The sequence below is a fragment of the Streptomyces sp. NPDC047061 genome, from assembly GCF_040643955.1.
In the GTDB taxonomy this organism is placed as follows: domain Bacteria; phylum Actinomycetota; class Actinomycetes; order Streptomycetales; family Streptomycetaceae; genus Streptomyces.
Map to the genome: position 1 here is coordinate 427,709 of NZ_JBEYVI010000001.1, position 20,747 is coordinate 448,455.

17 protein-coding genes and 1 pseudogene are annotated in these 20,747 nt (G+C 71.1%); 12 read left to right on the forward strand and 6 right to left on the reverse strand.

The genetic code is table 11. The features are described from left to right. Positions 1-98 precede the first annotated feature (98 nt). On the forward strand, positions 99-887 hold the full coding sequence (locus tag ABZ887_RS02010) for an electron transfer flavoprotein subunit beta/FixA family protein (protein WP_361281867.1): 789 nt from the start codon (positions 99-101) through the stop codon (positions 885-887). 52 nt (positions 888-939) lie between these two features. Beyond that, positions 940-1,902 (forward strand): electron transfer flavoprotein subunit alpha/FixB family protein, encoded by a 963-nt coding sequence (locus ABZ887_RS02015; protein WP_361281869.1) that lies wholly within the window; start codon positions 940-942, stop codon positions 1,900-1,902. A gap of 96 nt (positions 1,903-1,998) precedes the next feature. Here ABZ887_RS02015 and ABZ887_RS02020 read toward each other — a convergent pair whose 3' ends face one another. Next, complete coding sequence (locus tag ABZ887_RS02020; protein WP_361281873.1) at positions 1,999-2,937, reverse strand: endonuclease/exonuclease/phosphatase family protein; 939 nt, start codon at positions 2,935-2,937, stop codon at positions 1,999-2,001. A 194-nt stretch (positions 2,938-3,131) separates the two neighbouring features. Here ABZ887_RS02020 and ABZ887_RS02025 point away from each other — a divergent pair, with 194 nt between their 5' ends. Continuing rightward, the gene (locus ABZ887_RS02025) at positions 3,132-4,436 is read left to right on the forward strand and encodes an aldolase/citrate lyase family protein (protein WP_361281875.1); all 1,305 of its coding nucleotides are present in this window, start codon (positions 3,132-3,134) and stop codon (positions 4,434-4,436) included. Positions 4,437-4,540: 104 nt separating this feature from the next. After that, a complete protein-coding gene (locus ABZ887_RS02030) occupies positions 4,541-6,427 on the forward strand; it encodes a protein kinase (RefSeq protein ID WP_361282428.1) in 1,887 nt (628 codons plus the stop codon). Here the strand turns inward: ABZ887_RS02030 and ABZ887_RS02035 are convergent. Further along, entirely contained in the window at positions 6,373-7,206 is an 834-nt protein-coding gene (locus tag ABZ887_RS02035) for a hypothetical protein (RefSeq protein WP_361281877.1), read from the reverse strand. The two genes, ABZ887_RS02030 and ABZ887_RS02035, sit on opposite strands and share 55 nt — an antisense overlap. Before the next feature lie 7 nt (positions 7,207-7,213). Then, the gene (locus tag ABZ887_RS02040) at positions 7,214-8,299 is read right to left on the reverse strand and encodes a LacI family DNA-binding transcriptional regulator (RefSeq protein WP_361281880.1); all 1,086 of its coding nucleotides are present in this window, start codon (positions 8,297-8,299) and stop codon (positions 7,214-7,216) included. A 213-nt stretch (positions 8,300-8,512) separates the two neighbouring features. Between ABZ887_RS02040 and ABZ887_RS02045 the strand changes: the two genes are divergently transcribed. Then, entirely contained in the window at positions 8,513-9,475 is a 963-nt protein-coding gene (locus ABZ887_RS02045) for an ROK family protein (RefSeq protein ID WP_361281883.1), read from the forward strand. A gap of 90 nt (positions 9,476-9,565) precedes the next feature. On the opposite strand, the gene ABZ887_RS02050 is transcribed toward ABZ887_RS02045, so the two are convergent. Beyond that, the gene (locus ABZ887_RS02050; protein WP_361281885.1) at positions 9,566-11,581 is read right to left on the reverse strand and encodes an NPCBM/NEW2 domain-containing protein; all 2,016 of its coding nucleotides are present in this window, start codon (positions 11,579-11,581) and stop codon (positions 9,566-9,568) included. Positions 11,582-11,743: 162 nt separating this feature from the next. Beyond that, positions 11,744-11,941 (reverse strand): annotated as a pseudogene (locus tag ABZ887_RS02055) (hypothetical protein); the annotation flags it as partial. A 170-nt stretch (positions 11,942-12,111) separates the two neighbouring features. Between ABZ887_RS02055 and ABZ887_RS02060 the strand changes: the two are divergent. The 7 genes from ABZ887_RS02060 to ABZ887_RS02090 all read left to right on the forward strand — a co-directional run bounded on the left by ABZ887_RS02060 (position 12,112) and on the right by ABZ887_RS02090 (position 19,711). Next, entirely contained in the window at positions 12,112-12,303 is a 192-nt protein-coding gene (locus ABZ887_RS02060) for a hypothetical protein (protein ID WP_361281887.1), read from the forward strand. A 144-nt stretch (positions 12,304-12,447) separates the two neighbouring features. After that, a complete protein-coding gene (locus ABZ887_RS02065) occupies positions 12,448-13,488 on the forward strand; it encodes an NUDIX domain-containing protein (protein ID WP_361281889.1) in 1,041 nt (346 codons plus the stop codon). Between the two features lie 257 nt (positions 13,489-13,745). Then, complete coding sequence (locus ABZ887_RS02070; RefSeq protein ID WP_361281890.1) at positions 13,746-15,563, forward strand: ABC transporter family substrate-binding protein; 1,818 nt, start codon at positions 13,746-13,748, stop codon at positions 15,561-15,563. A gap of 72 nt (positions 15,564-15,635) precedes the next feature. After that, entirely contained in the window at positions 15,636-16,622 is a 987-nt protein-coding gene (locus tag ABZ887_RS02075; RefSeq protein WP_361281892.1) for an ABC transporter permease, read from the forward strand. Beyond that, positions 16,615-17,535, forward strand: coding sequence for an ABC transporter permease (locus tag ABZ887_RS02080; RefSeq protein ID WP_361281894.1), 921 nt, complete (start codon positions 16,615-16,617; stop codon positions 17,533-17,535). The genes ABZ887_RS02075 and ABZ887_RS02080 overlap by 8 nt, the downstream gene beginning before the upstream one ends. After that, positions 17,532-18,662: an ABC transporter ATP-binding protein gene (locus ABZ887_RS02085; RefSeq protein ID WP_361281896.1), complete on the forward strand. Its 1,131-nt coding sequence runs from the start codon at positions 17,532-17,534 to the stop codon at positions 18,660-18,662. Before ABZ887_RS02080 ends, ABZ887_RS02085 begins: the two co-directional genes overlap by 4 nt. Then, positions 18,659-19,711, forward strand: a complete 1,053-nt coding sequence (locus ABZ887_RS02090; RefSeq protein ID WP_361281898.1) for an oligopeptide/dipeptide ABC transporter ATP-binding protein — start codon at positions 18,659-18,661, stop codon at positions 19,709-19,711. The genes ABZ887_RS02085 and ABZ887_RS02090 overlap by 4 nt, the downstream gene beginning before the upstream one ends. On the opposite strand, the gene ABZ887_RS02095 is transcribed toward ABZ887_RS02090, so the two are convergent. Further along, positions 19,684-20,739 carry a protein kinase family protein gene (locus ABZ887_RS02095; protein WP_361281900.1) on the reverse strand — a complete coding sequence of 352 codons (1,056 nt, stop codon included), beginning with the start codon at positions 20,737-20,739 and terminating at the stop codon, positions 19,684-19,686. The two genes, ABZ887_RS02090 and ABZ887_RS02095, sit on opposite strands and share 28 nt — an antisense overlap. Positions 20,740-20,747: the final 8 nt, after the last annotated feature.

The window sequence follows — 20,747 nt, forward strand, 5'->3', positions numbered from 1 at the left end:
CGGAGCGCGCGGCCGCCCCGACCGGGATGAGCCGCTTGAGGCGCCTATGCTGCCTCCAAGAGGCAGCCCAGAAAAGACGATGCAGTAGGAGAGCCGGCGTGAGCCTGAGGATCGTTGTCACTGTGAAGTACGTGCCCGACGCCACTGGCGACCGGCACTTCGCCGATGACCTGACCGTCGACCGTGACGACGTGGACGGTCTGCTCTCCGAACTCGACGAGTACGCGGTCGAGCAGGCGCTGCAGATCTCCGAGAACTCGGACGACGACGTCGAGGTCACCGTTCTGACGGTGGGTCCGGAGGACGCCAAGGACGCGCTGCGCAAGGCGCTGTCGATGGGCGCGGACAAGGCGATCCACGTCGAGGACGACGACCTGCACGGCACCGACGCCATCGGCACCTCCCTGGTGCTGGCGAAGGCGATCGAGAAGGCCGGCTTCGACCTGGTGGTCTCCGGCATGGCCTCCACCGACGGCACCGCCGGCATCGTGCCGGCCCTGCTGGCCGAGCGGCTGGGCGTCCCGCAGGTCACCCTGCTCTCCGAGGTGTCGGTCGAGGACGGCACGGTCAAGGGCCGCCGCGACGGCGACGCCGCCAGCGAGCAGCTGGAGGCCTCCCTGCCGGCCGTGGTCTCGGTGACCGACCAGTCGGGCGAGGCGCGATACCCGTCCTTCAAGGGCATCATGGCCGCCAAGAAGAAGCCGGTTCAGTCCTGGGACCTGTCCGACCTCGACATCGAGGCGGAGGAGGTCGGCCTGGAGGGTGCCTGGACCGCGGTCGAGGACGCCACCGCGCGTCCGGCCCGCACCGCGGGCACGATCGTCAAGGACGAGGGCGAGGGCGGCAAGCAGCTCGCCGAGTTCCTCGCGGGCCAGAAGTTCATCTGAGCCCCGCGCTCGCCGACCGCCCCTCAACTCATCCAAGCAGGAGAGCATTCCCATGGCTGAAGTCCTCGTCTACGTCGACCACGTGGACGGTGCCGTCCGCAAGCCCACCCTGGAGCTGCTGACCCTGGCCCGCCGCATCGGCGAGCCCGTCGCCGTCGCGCTGGGCAACGGCGCCGCCGACACCGCCGCCGCGCTGGCCGAGCACGGTGCGGTGAAGGTCCTCACCCACGACGCGTCCGAGTACGCCGACTACCTGGTCGTCCCGAAGGTCGACGCCCTGCAGGCCGCCGTCGAGGCCGTCTCCCCGGCCGCCGTCCTCGTCCCCTCCTCCGCGGAGGGCAAGGAGATCGCCGCCCGCCTGGCGCTGCGCATCGGTTCGGGCATCATCACCGACGCCGTCGACCTGGAGGCCGGCGACGGGGGCCCGGTGGCCACCCAGTCGGTGTTCGCCGCGTCCTTCACCACCAAGACCCGCGTCTCCAAGGGCACCCCGGTCATCACGGTCAAGCCCAACAGCGCGGCCGTCGAGGCCGCCCCGGCCGCTGGTGCGGTCGAGGCCCTCGCGGTGACCTTCTCGGCGGCGGCGACCGGCACCAAGGTGACCGGCCGTACCGCGCGTGAGTCGACCGGGCGCCCGGAGCTGACCGAGGCCGCGATCGTGGTCTCCGGCGGCCGCGGCGTCAACGGCGCCGAGAACTTCGCGATCATCGAGGCCCTCGCCGACTCCCTCGGCGCGGCCGTCGGTGCCTCGCGTGCCGCCGTCGACGCCGGCTGGTACCCGCACACCAACCAGGTCGGCCAGACCGGCAAGTCGGTCTCCCCGCAGCTGTACATCGCCAACGGCATCTCGGGTGCGATCCAGCACCGCGCGGGCATGCAGACCTCGAAGACCATCGTGGCCGTCAACAAGGACGCCGAGGCCCCGATCTTCGAGCTGGTCGACTTCGGCGTGGTCGGCGACCTCTTCGACGTCGTCCCGCAGTTGACCGAGGAGGTCAAGGCCCGCAAGGGCTGATCCCCGCTGCCGGGCTGTCCGAGGCCCCCGTGACCGGCACCGGTCACGGGGGCCTCGTCGTGCCGTCGTGCAGGCCCGGTTCGGTGCGGGCCCGGTTCAGCGCAGGCTCAGCGAGACCTGCACGGGCAGGTGGTCGCTCGGGAACTGGCCCTGCCACGAATAGGTGTCCATCGTCGCCCGGTGCGTGGTCACACCGGGCGAGGTCAGGATCCAGTCGATACGGTCGCCGTCCGGCTTGAGCCGGTGGTAGCCGTGGAAGGTCGCGTACTGGGGGCCGCGGTGCTCGGCCGCGTCCCAGGTGTCGACCAGCCCCGAGTCCACCAGGGTGTCGTAGGCCCGGTTCTTGTGGGCGTAGGCGTTGAAGTCGCCGGTCACCACGACCGGCAGCTTGCGGTCGAACTCCGCGATCCGCCGCACCAGGAGCGTGGCGCTGCGCTCGCGGGCGTACTGGCTCTTCTGGTCGAAGTGGGTGTTGGCGACGTAGAACTCCCGTCCGTCGTCGGCGAGATCGCGGAAGCGGACCCAGGTGACGATCCGGGGGAAGGCTGCCCCCCAGGTGTTGGAGCGGATCACCTCCGGGGTGTCGGAGAGCCAGAAGGTGTAGTGCTCCAGCGGCTCCAGGCGACGGATGTCGTAGTAGACGGCGGTGGACTCGTCGCGGCTGCCGCCCTCACGGCCGGTGCCGACCCAGTCGTAGTGCGGTCCGAGGTCGCTGTCGATGTCGCGCAACTGCTGGTAGAGACCCTCCTGGGTGCCCATGACCTGGGGCTGTGCCCGGCGCAGCAGTTCGGCCATCACCGGCCGGCGGTCGGCCCAGCTGTTGGGCTCGGCGGTACTGGCGTACCGCAGGTTGAAGGTCATGACGTCGAGGCGGGGCGCCGGCCGGGACGGTGCCGCGAGGGCGCTGACCCTGCGGACCCGCGAGGAGGAGGCGGCGGAGGTGGTGATCGCGGCACTGGAGAGCGGCACGGTGACCGCTGCGGCCAACAGGGCCTGCAGTCCCAGCCGGCGGGTGACTCGGCGCTGGTTCGGCACGACGGCTCCTTAAGGGGGCACAAGCCGGACGGGCGGGCGTTGAGCAGTGTGATACCCAGGTGCGTGACGAGCGTGAACATGCCCAGATGGGGGCGTGTCGCCCCGTGGACAGGGTGTTGACCACCTGAAGGCGCCCGGATACCTTCGTTCAACGGATTGTTGATTCCGTACAGTGGAAAACAGGAGGGTACGGGATGGGCCAGAGTCGGCAGGAGAAGGTGGCTACGAGCCTCGCGGGCGCCGTCAGCGAGGAGATCAGCGCCTCCCTCGCACCCGTCGACGCCGAACTGGAGCGCCGCTATCCGGGTGATCCCGGGACCCGGCAGCCCGTCCACACCGTGTACGTCCCCGGCGACGCCTTCACGGCCGGCACCGTCCGCTCCTGGGGCGACCAGGCCCTCGCCGCCCTCGACGAACACGCCCCCGGTGCCGCCGCCTTCGCCGCCGTCCTCGGCCTGCCGGACGACCTCGCCGAGCCCGTCCACTCCCGGGTCCGCGCCAAGCTGGAGCAGGAGCCGATCGAGGACCTGCGCGTCGACTTCGAGGACGGCTACGGCCCCCGCCCCGACGCCGAGGAGGACGAGACGGCCGCCCGCGCCGCCCGGCTGATCGCCGAGGCGTACGCCGAGGGCACGGCGGCCCCGTACATGGGCATCCGGATGAAGTGCATGGAGGCCGCGGTCCGCGACCGGGGCATCCGCACCCTCGACATCTTCCTCACCGGGCTGATCGAGGCCGGCGGACTGCCCGACGGGCTGGTGCTCACCCTGCCCAAGGTGACCTACCCCGAACAGGTCACCGCGATGGTCCGGCTCCTGGAGGCCTTCGAGAAGGCGCACGGACTGGAGCCCGGCCGGATCGGGTTCGAGATCCAGATCGAGACCAGCCAGGCCGTCCTCGCCACCGACGGCACCGCGACCGTCGCCCGGATGATCCAGGCCGCCGAGGGCCGCGCCACCGGACTGCACTACGGCACCTTCGACTACAGCGCCTGCCTCGGGGTCTCCGCCGCCTACCAGGCCAGCGACCACCCGGCCGCGGACCACGCCAAGGCCGTCATGCAGGTCGCCGCCGCCGGCACGGGCGTACGCGTGTCGGACGGCTCCACCAACGTCCTGCCGGTCGGCCCGACGGACCGGGTGCACGACGCCTGGCGGCTGCACTACGGACTCACCCGGCGCGCCCTGGCCCGCGCCTACTACCAGGGCTGGGACATGCACCCCGGCCACCTCCCGACCCGCTACGCGGCCGTGTTCGCCTTCTACCGCGAGGGCCTGGAGCAGGCTGCCGCCCGGCTCGCCCGGTACGCCGACCACGTCGGCGGCGACGTCATGGACGAGCCCGCCACCGCCAAGGCCCTCAGCGGCTACCTGCTGCGCGGCCTGGACTGCGGCGCCCTCGACGACGCCGAGGTGGCCCGGCTGACCGGTCTGACCCGGGCCGGTCTGGAGGGCTTCGCGATGCCCCGGCGCGGCGGCCTGACGGCCTCCGGGAAGTAGCGCGTACCGGTCAAGTCACAGCTTTTCCAGTCGACTTGAACCGACCCTGTCACTGACCCGTACTCTGGTGCGCCATTTACGGACGTGTCTTGAGGAACGGGGCTGTGGTGTCGGGTTCGTACGGACAGGCTGACGGGACCGGTCGCCTGCTGGCAGGGCGGTACCGGGTGGTGGCCCGGCTCGGGCGCGGTGGTATGGGTGTGGTGTGGCGCGCCGTCGACGAGGTCCTCGGCCGCGAGGTCGCCGTCAAGGAGCTGCGCGCCTACACCGACAGCGCCGGAGCCGAACTGGCCGACCTGCGGCTGCGGATGCAGCGCGAGGCGCGGGCCGCCGCCCGGGTGCGCCACCGCGGGGTGGTCGTGGTGCACGACATCGCCGAGGTCGACGGCCGCCCGCTGATCGTCATGGAACTGGTCGACGGACCCTCCCTGGACGACCTGCTGCGCGAGCGCGGCACGCTCGGGGCGCAGGAGGCCGCCCGCGTCGGCGCCGAAGTCATGGACGCCCTGGCCGCGGCCCACCGGGTCGGCGTCCTGCACCGCGACGTCAAGCCCGGGAACATCCTCCTGGACCGCTCGGGCCGGGTCGTCCTCACCGACTTCGGCATCGCCACCATGGCCGATCCCGGCGACGGCTCCGCCACCCAGCTGACCGGCAGCGGCGAACTCGTGGGTTCCCTCGACTACCTGGCTCCCGAGCGGGCCAAGGGTGCCGCCCCCGGGCCGGCCTCCGACATCTGGGCCCTCGGCGCCGCCCTCTACGCGGCCGTGGAGGGCGACTCGCCCTTCCGCCGTACGTCCACCTTCTCCACGCTCACCGCGATCATCGACGAGCCCCTCCCCGAGCCCCGCAGGGCCGGCCCGCTCGCCCCCGTCCTCCGGCGCCTGATGGACAAGCGCCCCGACGCCCGCCCGGACGCCGAGGAGGCCTGCGCGCTGCTGCGGACCGTGGCACGGGAACCGGTCGCGGACACCCCGACGACGGCCCTGCGGGAGCCCGCGCGGCCGGAGACCGGAACCGGTGCGCCGGCGGCGTCTGCGGAGCCCGGAGACGCCAGAGGCGGGGATGAGGGGCCCGCCGAAGGGGCTGCGGCCGGACCTGCGGACGGGACGGCTGAAGGGGCCGTGGAGGGACCTGCCCAGGAACCTGCTCCAGGGTCTGCCGCGGGGGCTGCTCCGGAGCCCGCCGCCGGGCTCCCCCAGGGGACCGGAACCCCGGGGCCCGGTCTCGTCGCCGCCCGAAGATTAGATCCCGCGCCCCGACCGGGCGCACCGGACGGCTCGACGAGCCCCACCGGGCCGATCCGCACCCGCCGCCGGGTCCGGACGCTTGTCGTGGTGGCCGTCGCCGTCGTTCTCACGGCGACGGGGCTGACCGTCGCCCTGCTCAACGACAGCGGGCAGACGGCGAACACGGACGCGGGACCGCCCGCCCCGGCCGTGACCGGCGTCTCGGAGAGCGTCCGCGGCACCGGGGCCGGACGCAAGGCCGACGCGGATCCCGTGGGACAGGGCGCCGAGACGGGCGCCGTACCGGCCTCCGGCGCCACGCGCGCCGCCGGGGGAGATTCGGCGGACCCGGCCGAACGGGCCTCCGCCACACCGTCCGCGGCGCAGACCGCCGGCCCCGGCCCCTCCGGGGGTTCCGGCACCGCGGGTGCCACCGCTCCCGCGACCGCCACGGCCGACGCCCCCACCACCCCCGCTCCGGTCTGCCAGGCCACGGGCGACGGGACGTACACCTGCCTGGTCCGCAACGGCGGCGCCAAGTCCTACACCGCCGACGGCGTCAAGGTCGGCAAGGTCCGCAAGGGCGCCCACTCCTTCTACTGCCAGGTCGACCTGGGCCGCCGGGAGACCCACGGCCAACGGACCAACGTCTGGTGGGCCCAGACCGACGACGACAAGGGCAACACCGGCGTGTACATCAGCGACGTCTACATCAAGGGCGGCACCAACGACGAGCCGCTCCCCGGACTTCCCGTCTGCTGAGCACGGACGTACCGCTCCAGGCCCGACGCCACCGCCCACTTCCGCTCCGCGAACAGCCGGGTGCCCTGCCCGCACAACGCGGAGTCGGTCCGCGCCCGCGCGCAGAACTGCTCCGGCGTGGTACCGAACAGCTCTCTCAACTCGGCCGACTCCGTGAGGAGTTCGGTGAGGAGGGCGCGCTCGCCGGGATGGCGGCGGGGTGTGCCGGTGCCGTCGTGCAGCACGCCGTGCCGGTTGACGTAGGCGTGGACGCCGGGGAGCGTCGTGCCGTCCGCGAGCGTGGCGCGGACGGCCGGGGCGGGCAGCCAGGCCCGCCCGAAGTTGCCGTGCGGCAGCGGTACGCCCTCGCTCGAGTCGATCACCTCCAGCTGCCGCCCGTCCAGCCAGAGGACGAACAACTCCCGTACCGCCGACGGGGATGCGACCGGGGACGCCGACACATAGCCGAGCCGGCTGACATGCGCGGAGACGCCCACGTCGAGACCGGTCACCCGGGCGCGCACCATGGGGATCGGCCCGGTCACGCCGGACTCGGCCATCTTGTGCCGGAGTTGGGCGGGTGAGGCGTTGGAGCCGACCGCGAGCACCGGCACCCGGTCGCCGTCGTGCACCAGCCGCTCCAGCGGCAGCAGCCGGTCCCCGTGGAGGAGCCCGGATTCGGCCGGCCAGACGCCGGGGTAGGCCAGCGGCCGGTCGCGCGGCGCCTCGTCGAGACCCAGCTCTGCGAGCGTACGGCCGGTCGTCGAGCGGTACGGTTCCCCGCGCGTCCGGTCCGTCATGCGCGGCTCAGTCCGCCGGCGGCAGCTCGCCCGAGCCGCGGGTGATCAGCCTGGTCGGCAGCTCGATCCGCTCCGGCGCCAGGAGGGTGCCGTCCAGCTGGCGGAAGAGCCGTTCGGCGGCCGTGCGGCCGAGCAGGGCCGAGTCCTGGGCGACGACCGTGAGGCCCGGGTGCAGCAGATCGGCGAGTTCGATGTCGTCGAAGCCGACGAGAGCGACGGGGCGGGCCTGTTCGGCGAGGACACGGATCACGGTGACGGTGACACGGTTGTTGCCCGCGAAGATCGCGGTGATCGGGTCGGGCCCGGACAGCATCTCCTCGGCGGCGCGGCGCACCCGCTCCGGGTCCGTCACCCCGAGGGAGGTCCACGCCTCCTCGACGGTTATCCCGGCGTCCTCCATCGCCGCCCGGTAGCCGCGCAGTCGTTCGGCCGCCGTGTGGATCCTGGGCATGTCGCCGATGAACCCGATCCGGCGGTGGCCGTGCGCGATCAGGTGGGCGACCCCGTCCCGGGCACCGCCGTAGCTGTCGGAGAGCACGACGTCGGCGTCGATCTTCCCGGCCGGACGGTCCACGAACACCGTCGCCACGCCCGCCCTGATCTCCGGCTCCAGGTAGCGGTGGTCGTCCCCGGCCGGGATCACCACCAGGCCGTCCACCCGCCGCGCGCACAGCGCCAGCGCCAGCTCCTGCTCCCGGTCCGGGTCCTCGGCGCTGGAGCCGTTGATGAGCAACGCCCCGTGCGCCCGCGCCACTTCCTCCACGGCGCGGCTCAACGGGCCGTAGAACGGGTCGGCGAGGTCCTCCAGGACGAGGCCGATGCTCGCGGTACGGCCCTTGCGCAGCACCCGCGCGCTGTCGTTGCGGCGGAAGCCCAGCGCGTCGATCGCCTCCTGGACCCGGCGCTCGGTGTCCGGGGTCACCCCGGGCTCGCCGTTGACCACCCGGGACACCGTCTTGAGGCCCACACCGGCCCGCGCCGCCACGTCCTTCATCGTCGGCCGGGTCCCGTAACGGGAGCCGGGGAGACGGTCTGCACGGCGGGAGGTGTCGGGCACGATGCGGCGTCCTGTCCTGTCGTCCACGGGGTGCATGGGCTCATGGAATGTGTCTGGGCTCATGGGTTTGTATCAGGGATACACAGGCTCGTGGGTTTGTATGAGGATGTGGCGTCGAGCATAGAGCCTGGACAACGTTGTCAGATGCGAGGGAGACTGTCCACCGCAATCTCCGGCCTGCGCCCCCACCGCTTGACCGGCCTGTTGTGTCACTCGGCTACTCATGGTTGACGGGGAGAACTGAATCTGATGCACACCGACCTCGTGGCGGCCCTCGACATCGGCGGCACCAAGATCGCCGGCGCGCTGGTGGACGGTCACGGACGGATCCAGGCGCGTGCCCAGCGCGCCACACCCGCCCAGCAGGACGGCGAGACGGTCATGGGGGCCGTCGAGGAGGTGATCGGCGAACTCGCCGGTTCACCCCTGTGGGGCCGGGCCGGCTCGCTCGGGATCGGCAGCGCGGGCCCGGTGGACGCCTCCGCCGGCACCGTGAGCCCGGTCAACGTGCCGGGCTGGCGGGACTATCCGCTCGTCGAGCGGGTGCGGGCGGCCGCCGGCGGGCTGCCGGTCGAGCTGATCGGCGACGGTGTCGCCATCACGGCCGCAGAACACTGGCAGGGCGCGGCCCGCGGCCACGACAACGCGCTGTGCATGGTGGTGTCGACGGGCGTCGGCGGCGGCCTGGTGCTCGGCGGCAGGCTGCACCCCGGCCCCACCGGAAACGCGGGCCACATCGGCCACATCAGCGTCGACCTCGACGGGGATCCCTGCCCGTGCGGGTCCCGCGGCTGTGTCGAGCGCATCGCGAGCGGCCCCAACATCGCCCGGCGCGCGCTGGAGGGCGGCTGGCAGCCGGGTCCCGACGGCGACACGTCGGCGGCGGCGGTGGCGGCCGCGGCCCGGGCCGGCGACCCGGTCGCGGTGGCCTCCTTCGAGCGGGCCGCGCAGGCGCTCGCGGCCGGGATCGCGGCCACCGCAACCCTGGTCGAGATCGACATCGCGGTGATCGGCGGGGGCGTCGGCAAGGCGGGGGACATCCTCTTCACGCCGCTGCGCAAGGCCCTCACCGACTACGCCACCCTCTCCTTCGTCCAGCGCCTGACGGTCGTGCCGGCCCAGATGGGCACGGACGCGGGCCTGGTGGGCGCCGCGGCGGCCGCGCTGGCCGCCAGGCCGGACGCGGAGGCCGCGGGGGTCCCAGGGGCCTGACGGCGCTCGCAGGGCTGCGCAGGAACGTTCAGGCCCGGTCGGCCGGTGTTCAGGACCGGCCGACCGGGCCATGGACGGACGCGTGGGACCTCAGCAGGTGATCCGCGCGTCCGCCCAGTCCCCGTGGTCCGAGGTGATGCCGTCGCCGCCGTCGGTGACGACGAGCCTGACCACCTCGGCGCCGGTCACGTCGGCGGTGAGCGGCTGGGCGGGCATGTCGGTGGTCAGCACGCCGGTCGAGGCGACCTTGGTGCCGTCCGCCCAGACCTCGAACGAGACGGTGCCGTTGGCGGCCTCCTCGTCGTCCACCCCGACGTCCGCGGTGACCTTCTCGCACGCCTTCCCGGCGTAGTAGTCGACCTCGCTCTGGGCGTGGGTGCCGAGCCCCTTGGCGTAGACGACCCCGCCGATGGTGATCGGGTGCCCGTCGCCCGCCCCGGTCTCCCCGTTGCTGGTGTCGCGCTCCACTGGTCCCCAGCCGTTGGTGGTCGACAGCCAGGGCAGGTCACTGAGGTAGGAGCTGCCGGCGGGCGGCGGGTCCGCGACAGTCATCGTGACCGTCGTCGCGTTCTCGGCGCGCACTCCGGTGGGCGACCGGTAACTCGCCCTGAGTTCCAGGTCGTACGAACCCTTCGGCGTCCCCGCGGGAGCGGTCACCTTCCAACTCGTCCGCAGCGCACGGCCGGTCGGCAGGGCGGAGGCCTTGGTCCGCGAGGCCGCCCTGACGGTCCAGCCTGCCGGGCCGGTGAGCGACACGGAGACCTTCTCGGCCGTGGTGCGGCCCAGGTCGGTGACCGACGTGGTGAGCGCGGACGTCTTGCCGGGCTCGCTGAACCGGCTGCCGTCCAGGCCGAGTTCGACGGCCGGCGGGTGGGCCGCCCAGCGCCGGTCGGCGGCGACCCGCACCAGGACGGTGCCGTGTGCCGGGACGATCGCGGAGACGGTGCCCGCGGTGTTGTAGCTCCGGTGCTGCCACAGGTCGCGCAGGGTGTAGGCGGGAGCCTTCGGGAGGCCGACGGCCGTTGCCGAAGTCGCGATGCGCTGCGGCGAGTTCGACTCGTTGAACAGGGCGACCGCGCGGCTGCCGTCCTTCATCTCCTTGGCGACGACCCAGCGCCCGTCCTCGGCGGAGACCACCGTGCCCTGCTTGCCCAGCGGGTCCTGGTCGACGGCGATGACCTCCTTGTTGTCCAGGATGTCGAAGGTCGCCTGGGAGGCCTTGCGCAGGTCGGTGCCGATGAGCAGCGGTGCGGCCATGACCGACCACATCGAGAAGTGCGAGCGGTACTCGGTGTCGGTCATGCCGCCGTTGCCCACCTCCAGCATGTCCGGGTCGTTCCAGTGCCCGGGGCCCGCGTACGGCGCGAGCGGCAGGTTCTGCTTGAGGATCGACACCAACGAGCCCCAGCTGTCGCTGATGTCCCCGGTGGTGCGCCACAGTTGGCCGACGCCGGCGGCCCACTCCCAGGGCTTGTTCTCGCCCCATTCGCAGATGCTGAGGACGATGGGCCGGCCGGTCGCCTGCAGCGCGTCGCGCATGGTGGTGTACCGCTGCCTGGCGTCCACGCCCTGGTTGTTGCAGTTGTCGTACTTGAGGTAGTCGACACCCCAGTCGGCGAACTGGCGGGCGTCGCTGTACTCGTGGCCGAGGGCGCCCGGAAAGCCCGCGTCGTTGCAGGTCTTGGTGCCGGCGCTGGTGTAGATGCCGAGCTTCAGGCCCTTGGCGTGCACGTAGTCGGCGACGGCCTTGATCCCGCCCGGGAACCGGGCCGGGTCCGGGACCAGCTTGCCGTCCGCGTCCCGTTCGGGCAGGGCCCAGCAGTCGTCGAGGTTGACGTACTGGTAGCCGGCGGCCTTGAGGCCCTTCGCCACGAACAGGTCGGCGATGCCCTTGACCATCGCCTCGCTGAAGTCCGCGGAGCAGTGCGTGGAGTTCCAGTTGTTGAAGCCCATCGGCGGGGTCTGCGCGAGACCGTCGGCCAGGGCGGGGGAGGCGGCCTTCGCGTCGGCGACGGCGGGTGCGGCGAGGCCCGCCGTGCACAACAGGGCGGCTGTCAGTGCTCCGACCACTCTTCGGCGGGTCGTGCGGGTGTGAGGGCGACGCATCGTTACGTTCCTCCGACTCGCGAAAGGTGCGATGGCGGCATGTACCCGTCATCGCTCTGTGCGGTTACGTTAGAACCCGTCGGAGTGTGTTGAATAGAGAGCGGTGATGGTGGTTCGACGATTCGCTCGGGATCTGTTTGGTCCAGACCGGAACGAATCGGGTCATCCGATGTTCGGGTCGGCCGGGCGGAACTCGTGGACCACCTCGATCGCCCCGACGATGTGTGCGTCGAACTCGCCCAGCTCCTCGGCCGGCACCCACAGCTCCAGGATCGTGCTGCCGTCGGCCTGCCGGACCGGATGGCGGCGGAGGAACTCCGCGTCGACCTCGAAGCGGGTCACGAAGCCCGCGCCGTCGTGGGGTCTCCTGTGCGGGTGCAATGTGTGTGTGAGCCGCGTGGGTGCGGCCGGGGTGCCCGACGGTATCGGCGTGGTGATCATCCGGCCACCCGGTTTGTGCTCGACGCTTTCCGTTGCTCTCCTCGCGGGTACGCCCGTGACCCCCGGACGTCCCCGTAGTTGAAACGGGCATGAAGAAGCGCAGCATGCTCGCCATCGCCAGCCTGGCCACCGGATTCGTCGTGGCCGCCATCACCCCGTCCCATGCGGCCGACGAAGGCCCGCTCCACGACCTGAACGTCTCGGGCACCCTGGAGCACGTCGACCACATCGTCGGCCAGGACAGCTTCCAGGCCGACCAGAACCTCCTGGGCCAGGAGTAGCCCGGCGGAGCGGGAGCGGGCGACGGTGCCGGTGTTCCAGTCAGAGGGCACCGGCACTCGGTTTGCGCGCCCTCAACGGGAGCTGGTTTCCGTGGCAGTGTGGAGCGGGCAAGCCACAGGGGGCCAACAGAAGAGGGGGAGTCCGTGATCGTCTGGGTCAACGGGGCGTTCGGTGCGGGTAAGACCACCACCGCACGTGAACTCATCGAACTGATCCCGAACAGCACGCTCTTCGACCCCGAGGTCATCGGCGGGGCACTGACGCACCTGCTGCCGGCCAAGCACCTCGCCGACGTCGGGGACTTCCAGGATCTGCCGATCTGGCGACGACTGGTCATCGACACCGCTGCCGCGATGCTCGCCGAGCTGGGCGGAACCCTGGTGGTTCCGATGACGCTGCTGCGCCAGGAGTACCGGGACGAGATCTTCGGAGGCCTCGCCGCCCGCCGGATCGCCGTCCGGCACCTGTGTCTCACCCCGGCCGAAACGATCCTGCGCGAGCGCATAGCCGACCGCGAGATCCCGCCCGATCTACCCGACGGCGAGATACGGATACGGCAGTGGTCCTACGACCGCATCGAGCCCTACCGCGCCGCCCTCGCCTCCTGGATCAGCGCCGACGCCCATCTCGTCGACACCAGCACGCTCAGTCCTTACGAGGCGGCGGTGCGGATCGCGGGGGCGGTCAGCAGTGGCGAAGCAGCGGTATGTGACATAGTACAAACCCCTGAACCCACCGCCGAAACCGTCGCCGCCGGCGTCCTCCTCTTCGACGAACAGGACCGCGTCCTCCTCGTCGACCCCACCTACAAGGCCGGCTGGGAGTTCCCGGGCGGTGTCGTCGAGCCCGGTGAGGCCCCCGCCCGGGCGGGCGTACGGGAGGTCGAGGAGGAGACCGGGATACGGCTGGAGGAGCTGCCTGGGCTGCTCGTCGTCGACTGGGAGCAGCCCGCCCCGCCCCGCTACGGCGGCCTGCGGCTGCTCTTCGACGGCGGCCGGCTCGACTCCGCCGAAGCCGGGCGGCTGGTGCTGCCGGGACCCGAGCTGCGCGACTGGCGCTTCGTCACCGAGCAGGAGGCGGCCGAACTGCTTCCGCCGGTGCGCTACGAACGGCTCCGCTGGGCCCTGCGTGCCCGCGAGCGCGGTGCCGCGCTCTATCTGGAGGCCGGTGTCCCGGTCGGTTGACATTCCCTGATGGATCGTCAAGTCTCCGCCGTGCGCTTGATGTTGGCGGGGACTTTGGCATTTCCGGGGTGTGTGTAGGGGATTTTGCGCGGGGTGGAAGGTTCCTGGGGGAAAACGAGGGTGAATTGTCGCCGTCCCGGTATGAACTGGAAGGTGAAGGAGGTACACAGACGTTCTACCGTCGGTGCGCAGCTCAACTTCCTCGCGGCCATCGGCCGCCGTGCACAGGCCGGACAACCGCCGGCTGAAGGAGGGACATGCGCGCGCACTCTTCGGCCCTCACGAGGGGCATCGCACTGACCGCCGGGCTCGTTCTGGCGCTCGCCGCCTGCAGCAGCGGGGGAGGCGGCGGGGGCAGTGGCGGCAAGGGCACCTCGGCCGGCCTCACGTCCTGCTCCACCCAGGGCAAGGCGGACACCTGCAACTCCGGCACCACCAAGGCCGGCGGCACGTTCACCTACGTCATCGAGAAGAACATCCAGCAGTGGAACGTGCAGGACACCAACGGCAACACCTTCGAGAACGCCGAGGCGCTGAGCCCCGTGCTGCCCCAGGTCTACATCCCGCAGCCGGACTTCAGCGTCAAGCTCAACACCGACCTGGTGACCTCGGCGACCCAGACCGGCGCCAGCCCGCAGACCATCGTCTACAAGATCAACCCCAAGGCGTCCTGGAACGACGGGACCGCCATCACCGCCGACGACTTCATCTACTACTGGCGCACCAACGACGGCAAGGACTGCCCGCCGCCGCCCGCCAGCGACTCCACCCAGACCAAGGGCTGTCTGCCGGAGAGCACCGCCGGCTACGACCGCATCAAGTCGGTCACCGGCTCCGACAACGGCAAGAACGTCACCGTGGTGATGGCCAAGCCCTACGCCGACTGGAAGTCCCTGTTCGGCGCCGGCTACCCGTTCTACCCGGCGCACGTCGCCGAGAAGGTCTCCGGTGCCAAGGCGGGCGACGCCGCCCACATGACGGCCGCCCAGATGACCCAGGGCTGGCAGTACTTCCAGAAGAACCCGCCCACCAAGTACGCGACCGCGGGCCCGTACAAGATGACCGAGTGGGCGGACAACGACCACGCCACCTACGAGCCCGACCCGAAGTGGACGGGCAAGAAGGCCACCCTGCAGCGGCTGATCTTCAAGGTGATCTCGGACGCCACCCAGGAGCCGATCGCGCTGCGCAACAACGAGGTCCAGGGCATCTACCCGCAGCCCGAGGTGGACCTCGTCAACCAGGTGAAGGCCATCCCCAACGTCACCTACACCATCGGCAGCGGGCTGACCTGGGAGCACTTCGACCTCAACCTGCACAACCCGGTGATCGGCAAGTACCTGGCCCTCAGGCAGGCGATGTTCACGGCGATCAGCGTCAAGGACATCATGGCCAAGACGGTCGCCCAGTTCGACCCCGGCGTGAAGCAGCTCTACAACCACAACTTCGTCCCGGGGACGGCCGGTTACAAGGACGTGGTCAGCGCCAGCGGCCAGGGCTCGGGTGACCTCGCCAAGGCCAAGAAGTACCTCACCGACGCCAAGTTCACCGGAGTCGGCACCGCTCTGAAGACCCCGGACGGCACGGCGGTCGGACCGTTCAACTGCCGCTACACCACCGGCAACCAGATCCGGCAGAGCGAGTGCCAGATCCTGCAGAGCGACCTCGCCAACCTCGGGATCAAGGTCACGATCAAGCCCATCGGCGCCGCCGACCTCGGCACGGTCCTGGCCGGTCACCAGTACGACATCATCGTCTTCGCCTGGGTCGCCTCGCCGTTCGCGATCAGCGGCGCCCAGCAGCTGTGGACCACCGGAGCCGGCGGCAACTACGGCGGCTACAGCAACAAGCAGGTCGACTCCCTGATCAGCACGGCCATCGGGGAGACCGATCAGACCAAGGCCGCCGCCCTGCTCAACCAGGCCGACCAGCTGATGGTGAACGACGCCTACGTGCTGCCGCTCTACCAGAAGCCCACCTTCCTCGCGGTGCAGACCCGGTTCGTCAACATGCGCAACAACTCCACCAACGTCGGGCCGCCGTACAACGTCGGCGAGTGGGGCCTCAAGAAGTAGCCCCGGCGCTCCGTCGGATCCGAATCCCGGCCCCGGTGACCCCGGGGCCGGGCCTCCGCGAGAGAAGACCGCATGCTCGCCTACACCGTGCGCCGCATCCTCGTCTCCATACCCGTCCTGATCGTCTCGACGTTCATCGTCTTCCTGGTCGTCGTCAACTCCGGCGACCCGGTGGCCAACTTCGCCACCTCCCGGCAACCGCCGCCCAGCAAGGCCGCCGTGACCGCCTTCGCCCGGCACATCCACGCCGACCAGCCCGCCGTGGAACGCTACTGGAACTGGATCACCGGTGTCCTGCACGGCGACTGGGGCCCGTCCGTCCAGACCAACCTGGACATCGGCCACGACCTGTTCACCCGCTTCCGGGTCACCGTCACCCTGGTCGCCGCCGCCATGCTGCTCGCCCTCGTGATGTCGATCGTCTTCGGCGTGTTCAGCGCGATCCGCCAGTACAGCGCCGCCGACTACACCATCACCTTCCTCGGCTTCCTGTTCCTCGCCATGCCCGTGTTCTGGTTCGCGGTCCTGCTCAAGCAGGCCGGGATCTGGTTCAACCAGGAGACCGGCAGCCAGTTCCTCGGCACCATCGGCGAGAAGTCCCCGTACCTCGAAGTCGACACCACCTGGAACGAGTTCACCGACCGCGTCGGCCACCTCATCCTGCCCACCATCACCCTCGCCCTGGTCTCCTTCGCCTCCTGGACCCGCTACACCCGCGCCTCCATGCTCGAAGTCCTGGACAGCGACTACGTCCGGCTCGCCCGCGCCAAGGGGCTGCGCCGCGGCCGGGTGCTCACCCGGCACGCCCTGCGCACCGCCCTGATCCCGCTCGCCACCGTCACCGCCCTCGACATCGCGATCATCCTCGGCGGCGCGGTCATCACCGAGACGATCTTCCAGTGGCACGGCATGGGCGAGATGCTCGTCCAGGCCGCCACCACCCTCGACGTGTACCGGACCATGGCCTGGCTGCTGCTGTCCGCCGTCGTCGTCATCGTCTTCAACCTCTTCGCCGACCTCCTCTACGCCGTACTCGACCCGAGGATCCGCTATGACTGACATCGGGGCACTCGGGCCGGCCGGTACGCAGACACCGAACGACGACCACGAGTTCACCGTCGTGCAGCGCAGCCAGACCCAGCTGGTCCTGCGCCGTTTCCTGCGCCACCGGGCCGCGATGATCAGCCTGGTCGTCTTCCTGCTGATCGTGCTGTGGGCCTTCGTCGGCCCGCACTTCTGGCACTACTCGTACGCCAAGTACACCCCGGACAACTCCCAATCGCCTTCCTGGAAGCACCCGTTCGGCACCGACTCCTCCGGGTACGACGCGTACGCCCAGGTAATGCGCGGCACCCAGACCTCTCTGAAGATCGCCATCCTGATCGCGCTCGGCTCGACCCTGGTCGGAGCCGTGTGGGGGGCCGTCGCCGGCTTCTACCGGGGGTTCGTCGACGCGCTGATGATGCGCATCGCCGATCTCGTCCTCACCCTCCCGCTGTTCGCGATCGCGCTCGTCATCTCCTCGCGCAGCGGCGGCTCCTGGTACTGGATCGCCGCGGTGATCGCCGGACTCACCTGGGCCTACGTGTCCCGCGTGGTGCGCTCGTCCGTACTCTCCCTGCGCGAGAAGGAGTTCGTGGAGGCCGCCCGGGCGCTCGGCGCCTCCGACACCCGGATCATCTTCCGGCACCTGCTGCCCAACGCGCTCGGCCCGATCATCGTCAACGCCACGATCCTGGTCGCCACCGGCATCCTCACCGAGACCGCCCTGTCCTTCCTCGGGTTCGGCGTCCAACCGCCCGACACCTCCCTCGGGTTGCTGGTCGCCCAGGCGCAGACCGCGGTCGACACCCGGCCCTGGCTCTTCTACATCCCGGGCGCCTTCATCATCGCCATCGCCCTCACCATCAACTTCATCGGCGACGGGTTGCGCGACGCCTTCGACCCCCGGCAGCAAAGGGTGCGACAGTGACCGACACCGGCAACGGCACGGGCAAGGGCAAGGGCATCGACAGGGTCGTAGGAAAGGGCGAGGAGTCCGGAGCCGTCCTCGAAGTCGAGGACCTGAGCGTGGAGTTCCCCACCGAGGACGGGACCGTACGCGCGGTGCGCGGCGTCGGCTACCGGCTGGAGCGGGGCGAGGCACTGGGCATCGTCGGCGAGTCGGGGTCGGGCAAGTCGGTCACCGCCCTTGCCGTGATGGGGCTGCTGCCCGGCTCGGCCCGGGTGCGCGGCTCGGTGCGGTTCGAGGGGAGCGAGCTGCTCGGGATGTCCGACGCACGCCTCTCCGACGTACGGGGCAGCGGCATCGCCATGGTCTTCCAGGACCCGATGACCTCCCTCAACCCCGTCTACACGGTCGGCTACCAGATCGCCGAGACCCTCCTCAGACACAACCCCAGGCTCGGCAAGCGCCCGGCCCGGGCACGCGCCGTCGAACTCCTCGGCACGGTCGGCATCCCGAGCCCCGAGCGGCGCGTCGACAGCTACCCGCACGAACTCTCCGGCGGCATGCGCCAGCGCGTCGTCATCGCCATCGCGATCGCCAACGACCCGGACGTGATCATCGCCGACGAGCCCACCACCGCCCTCGACGTCACCGTCCAGGCCCAGATCCTGGAGGCCCTGGAGGCCGCCCGCGCCGAGACCGGCGCCGCCCTCGTCCTGATCACCCACGACCTGGGCGTGGTCGCAGGACACACCGACCGGGTCGCCGTCATGTACGCCGGGCGGATCGTCGAGACCGGCTCGGTCGAGGACATCTTCTACACCCCGCGCATGCCCTACACCCTGGGCCTGCTCGGCTCCCTGCCCCGCCTCGACCGCGAGGAGGACCGCCTGACCCCCATCACCGGCTCCCCGCCCTCGCTGCTCAACCTGCCCCCGGGCTGTCCCTTCGCCCCGCGCTGCCCGTTGCGCCGGGAGCTCTGCGACAGCACGGAACCTGCGCTGCGCCCCGTCGGATCCGACGTCCACCGCAGCGCCTGCCACTTCGCCGACGAACTCGTGGACGCGGCGGCCGGCGAGGTCTTCGACGCCGTCGGCGCCGACACCGAGGCCCTGGCCCGGTTCGCGGACCTGGAGGACGATGCCCGATGACCGATCCGCTGCCCCCGCTGCCCGGCCACGGCGGCACCGGCGACCCCGTCCTCCAGGTCCGCGACCTCGTCAAACACTTCCCGGTGATGTCGAAGGGCGTGGTCCGCCGCCGGATCGGCGACGTGCACGCCGTCTGCGGGGTCTCCTTCGACCTGTACGAGAACGAGACGCTCGGCCTGGTCGGCGAGTCCGGCTCCGGCAAGACGACCGTGTCCCGCACCCTGCTGAACCTGGAGACGGCCACCTCGGGCTCCGTCCACTACCGCGGCCGGCTCCTGACCGACCTGAGCAGACGTCAGATGCGGCCGTTGCGCCGCGAGTTGCAGATCGTCTTCCAGGACCCGTACGCCTCCCTGGACCCCCGGATCTCCGTCCACGAGATCGTCGCCGAACCCCTGCGCATCCACGGCCGGTACGGCCCCGGCGCCGCCGACGAGGTACGCGAACTGCTGCGCCTGGTCGGCCTCAACCCCGAGCACGGCAACCGCTTCGCGCACGAGTTCTCCGGCGGCCAGCGCCAACGCATCGGCATCGCGAGGGCGTTGGCGCTGCGCCCCAAGGTGATCGTGCTGGACGAGCCGGTCTCCGCGCTGGACGTGTCGATCCAGGCGGGCGTCCTCAACCTGCTGATGGACCTCCAGAGCGAACTGGGCCTGTCCTTCCTGTTCGTGGCGCACGACCTCTCCGTGATGCGCCATGTCGCCGGCCGGGTCGCGGTGATGTACCTGGGCCGCCTGGTGGAGATCGCCCCCGCCAGACAGCTCTTCGCCCGTCCCGCCCACCCCTACACCCAGGCCCTGGTCTCCGCGATCCCGCTGCCCGACCCGCGCAAGGAACGCGCCCGGAAACGGATCACCGTCCAGGGCGACGTCCCGAGCCCGGTCCGCCCGCCCAGCGGCTGCCGGTTCCGTACCCGCTGCCCCAAGTTCGCGAACCAGCTCACCGACAGCGAGCGCACCGCCTGCGTCGAGCAGGTGCCGGACCTGGTCGACCGGGGCGGCGGCAACCCGGTCGCCTGCCACTACGCGGAGAGCGTTGAGCTGCTGTGACCGTCCGGGTACGGGAACGGCGTCAGCCGGCTCTCCCGCTCCAGCCGTCGGCAGAAGACCTCCATGCCGACGGCAAGCGGGGCGTGCCGCACCAGCAGGTCGGCGGCGGCCCGCGGAATGCCCTCGGGCCGTACCCCGCCCGCACAGGCCCGCACGAACTCGGCGCGCTCCTCGCCGCGATACCCGTACAGGGCGGTGACCAGCCAGATCACCAGGTAGTAGACCGTGTACGCGCGGTCGTAGTGCCGATGCCGGTCGAAGAAGTCCCGTTCGTCCGGGCCCAGTCGGAAGCGTGAGCTGAGGGCGAGCCCGAAGTCGGTGAGGTACAGCCGGCGGCCGTCGGTGAGGATGTTGCCGAAGTGGGCGTCGAGGTGCAGCAGATGGCTGTCCGAGAGGAACGCGGTGAGTCCCTCCAGCCCTTGCGCCGCGAGAGTGCACGCCTCGTCCGCCCGGCCGGTGCGCAGTTCGGCGTCCAGCCAGTCGTGCAGGGTGTACGGGACGTGCTCCAGGAACAGGGTGAGGCTCGCGGAGGCGTCCCGCAGGCCCTCGATGCGCTCCCGCAGGCCCGCGGAGCCGCCCCAGTAGGCCACGGCCCTGTCGATGTCGGCGAGTTCGCCGGGCAGCGGGACGGGCGTGGTGGGCAGGATCCGCCAGTGATGCAGCAGCGGGAAACCGGGGAACCGGCCCGCCAGTACCCAGTCCGTCGCCACCTCGTGCGCGGCCAGCTCCCGCCAGGCCCCGAACCCCGGGCCGCCGATCGCGCCGATGCCGTAGTGGCAGTACGCCGGGAGACCGAAGAGGTTCTCGGTGGAGCGGGCGTGCCGGGGCTCCCGTTCCCGGTCGGTCAAGGGGATCTGCTTCACGAACACCGGCCTGCCGTCCACCACGAGCCGCACCGCTCTCCCGCCGATCCCGGCGCCGAGCGGCTCACCCGCCGCGACCAGTTCGGCCAGCTCGACGTCGTTCAGCAGGGCCAGGGTGTTGGTGATGCCGGTGTGGGCGGCGATACGGCGCGCGGAGTCGGTCATCCCCCCAT

Excerpts from the sequence above, each read along its gene's own strand:
- ABZ887_RS02015 (WP_361281869.1), top strand. The coding sequence starts at position 940 with ATGGCTGAAGTCCTCGTCTACGTCGACCACGTGGACGGTGCCGTCCGC.
- ABZ887_RS02040 (WP_361281880.1), bottom strand. The coding sequence starts at position 8,299 with ATGCACCCCGTGGACGACAGGACAGGACGCCGCATCGTGCCCGACACC.
- ABZ887_RS02075 (WP_361281892.1), top strand. The coding sequence starts at position 15,636 with ATGCTCGCCTACACCGTGCGCCGCATCCTCGTCTCCATACCCGTCCTG.
- ABZ887_RS02045 (WP_361281883.1), top strand. The coding sequence starts at position 8,513 with ATGCACACCGACCTCGTGGCGGCCCTCGACATCGGCGGCACCAAGATC.
- ABZ887_RS02095 (WP_361281900.1), bottom strand. The coding sequence starts at position 20,739 with ATGACCGACTCCGCGCGCCGTATCGCCGCCCACACCGGCATCACCAAC.
- ABZ887_RS02070 (WP_361281890.1), top strand. The coding sequence starts at position 13,746 with ATGCGCGCGCACTCTTCGGCCCTCACGAGGGGCATCGCACTGACCGCC.
- ABZ887_RS02090 (WP_361281898.1), top strand. The coding sequence starts at position 18,659 with ATGACCGATCCGCTGCCCCCGCTGCCCGGCCACGGCGGCACCGGCGAC.
- ABZ887_RS02025 (WP_361281875.1), top strand. The coding sequence starts at position 3,132 with ATGGGCCAGAGTCGGCAGGAGAAGGTGGCTACGAGCCTCGCGGGCGCC.
- ABZ887_RS02035 (WP_361281877.1), bottom strand. The coding sequence starts at position 7,206 with ATGACGGACCGGACGCGCGGGGAACCGTACCGCTCGACGACCGGCCGT.
- ABZ887_RS02060 (WP_361281887.1), top strand. The coding sequence starts at position 12,112 with ATGAAGAAGCGCAGCATGCTCGCCATCGCCAGCCTGGCCACCGGATTC.
- ABZ887_RS02050 (WP_361281885.1), bottom strand. The coding sequence starts at position 11,581 with ATGCGTCGCCCTCACACCCGCACGACCCGCCGAAGAGTGGTCGGAGCA.
- ABZ887_RS02080 (WP_361281894.1), top strand. The coding sequence starts at position 16,615 with ATGACTGACATCGGGGCACTCGGGCCGGCCGGTACGCAGACACCGAAC.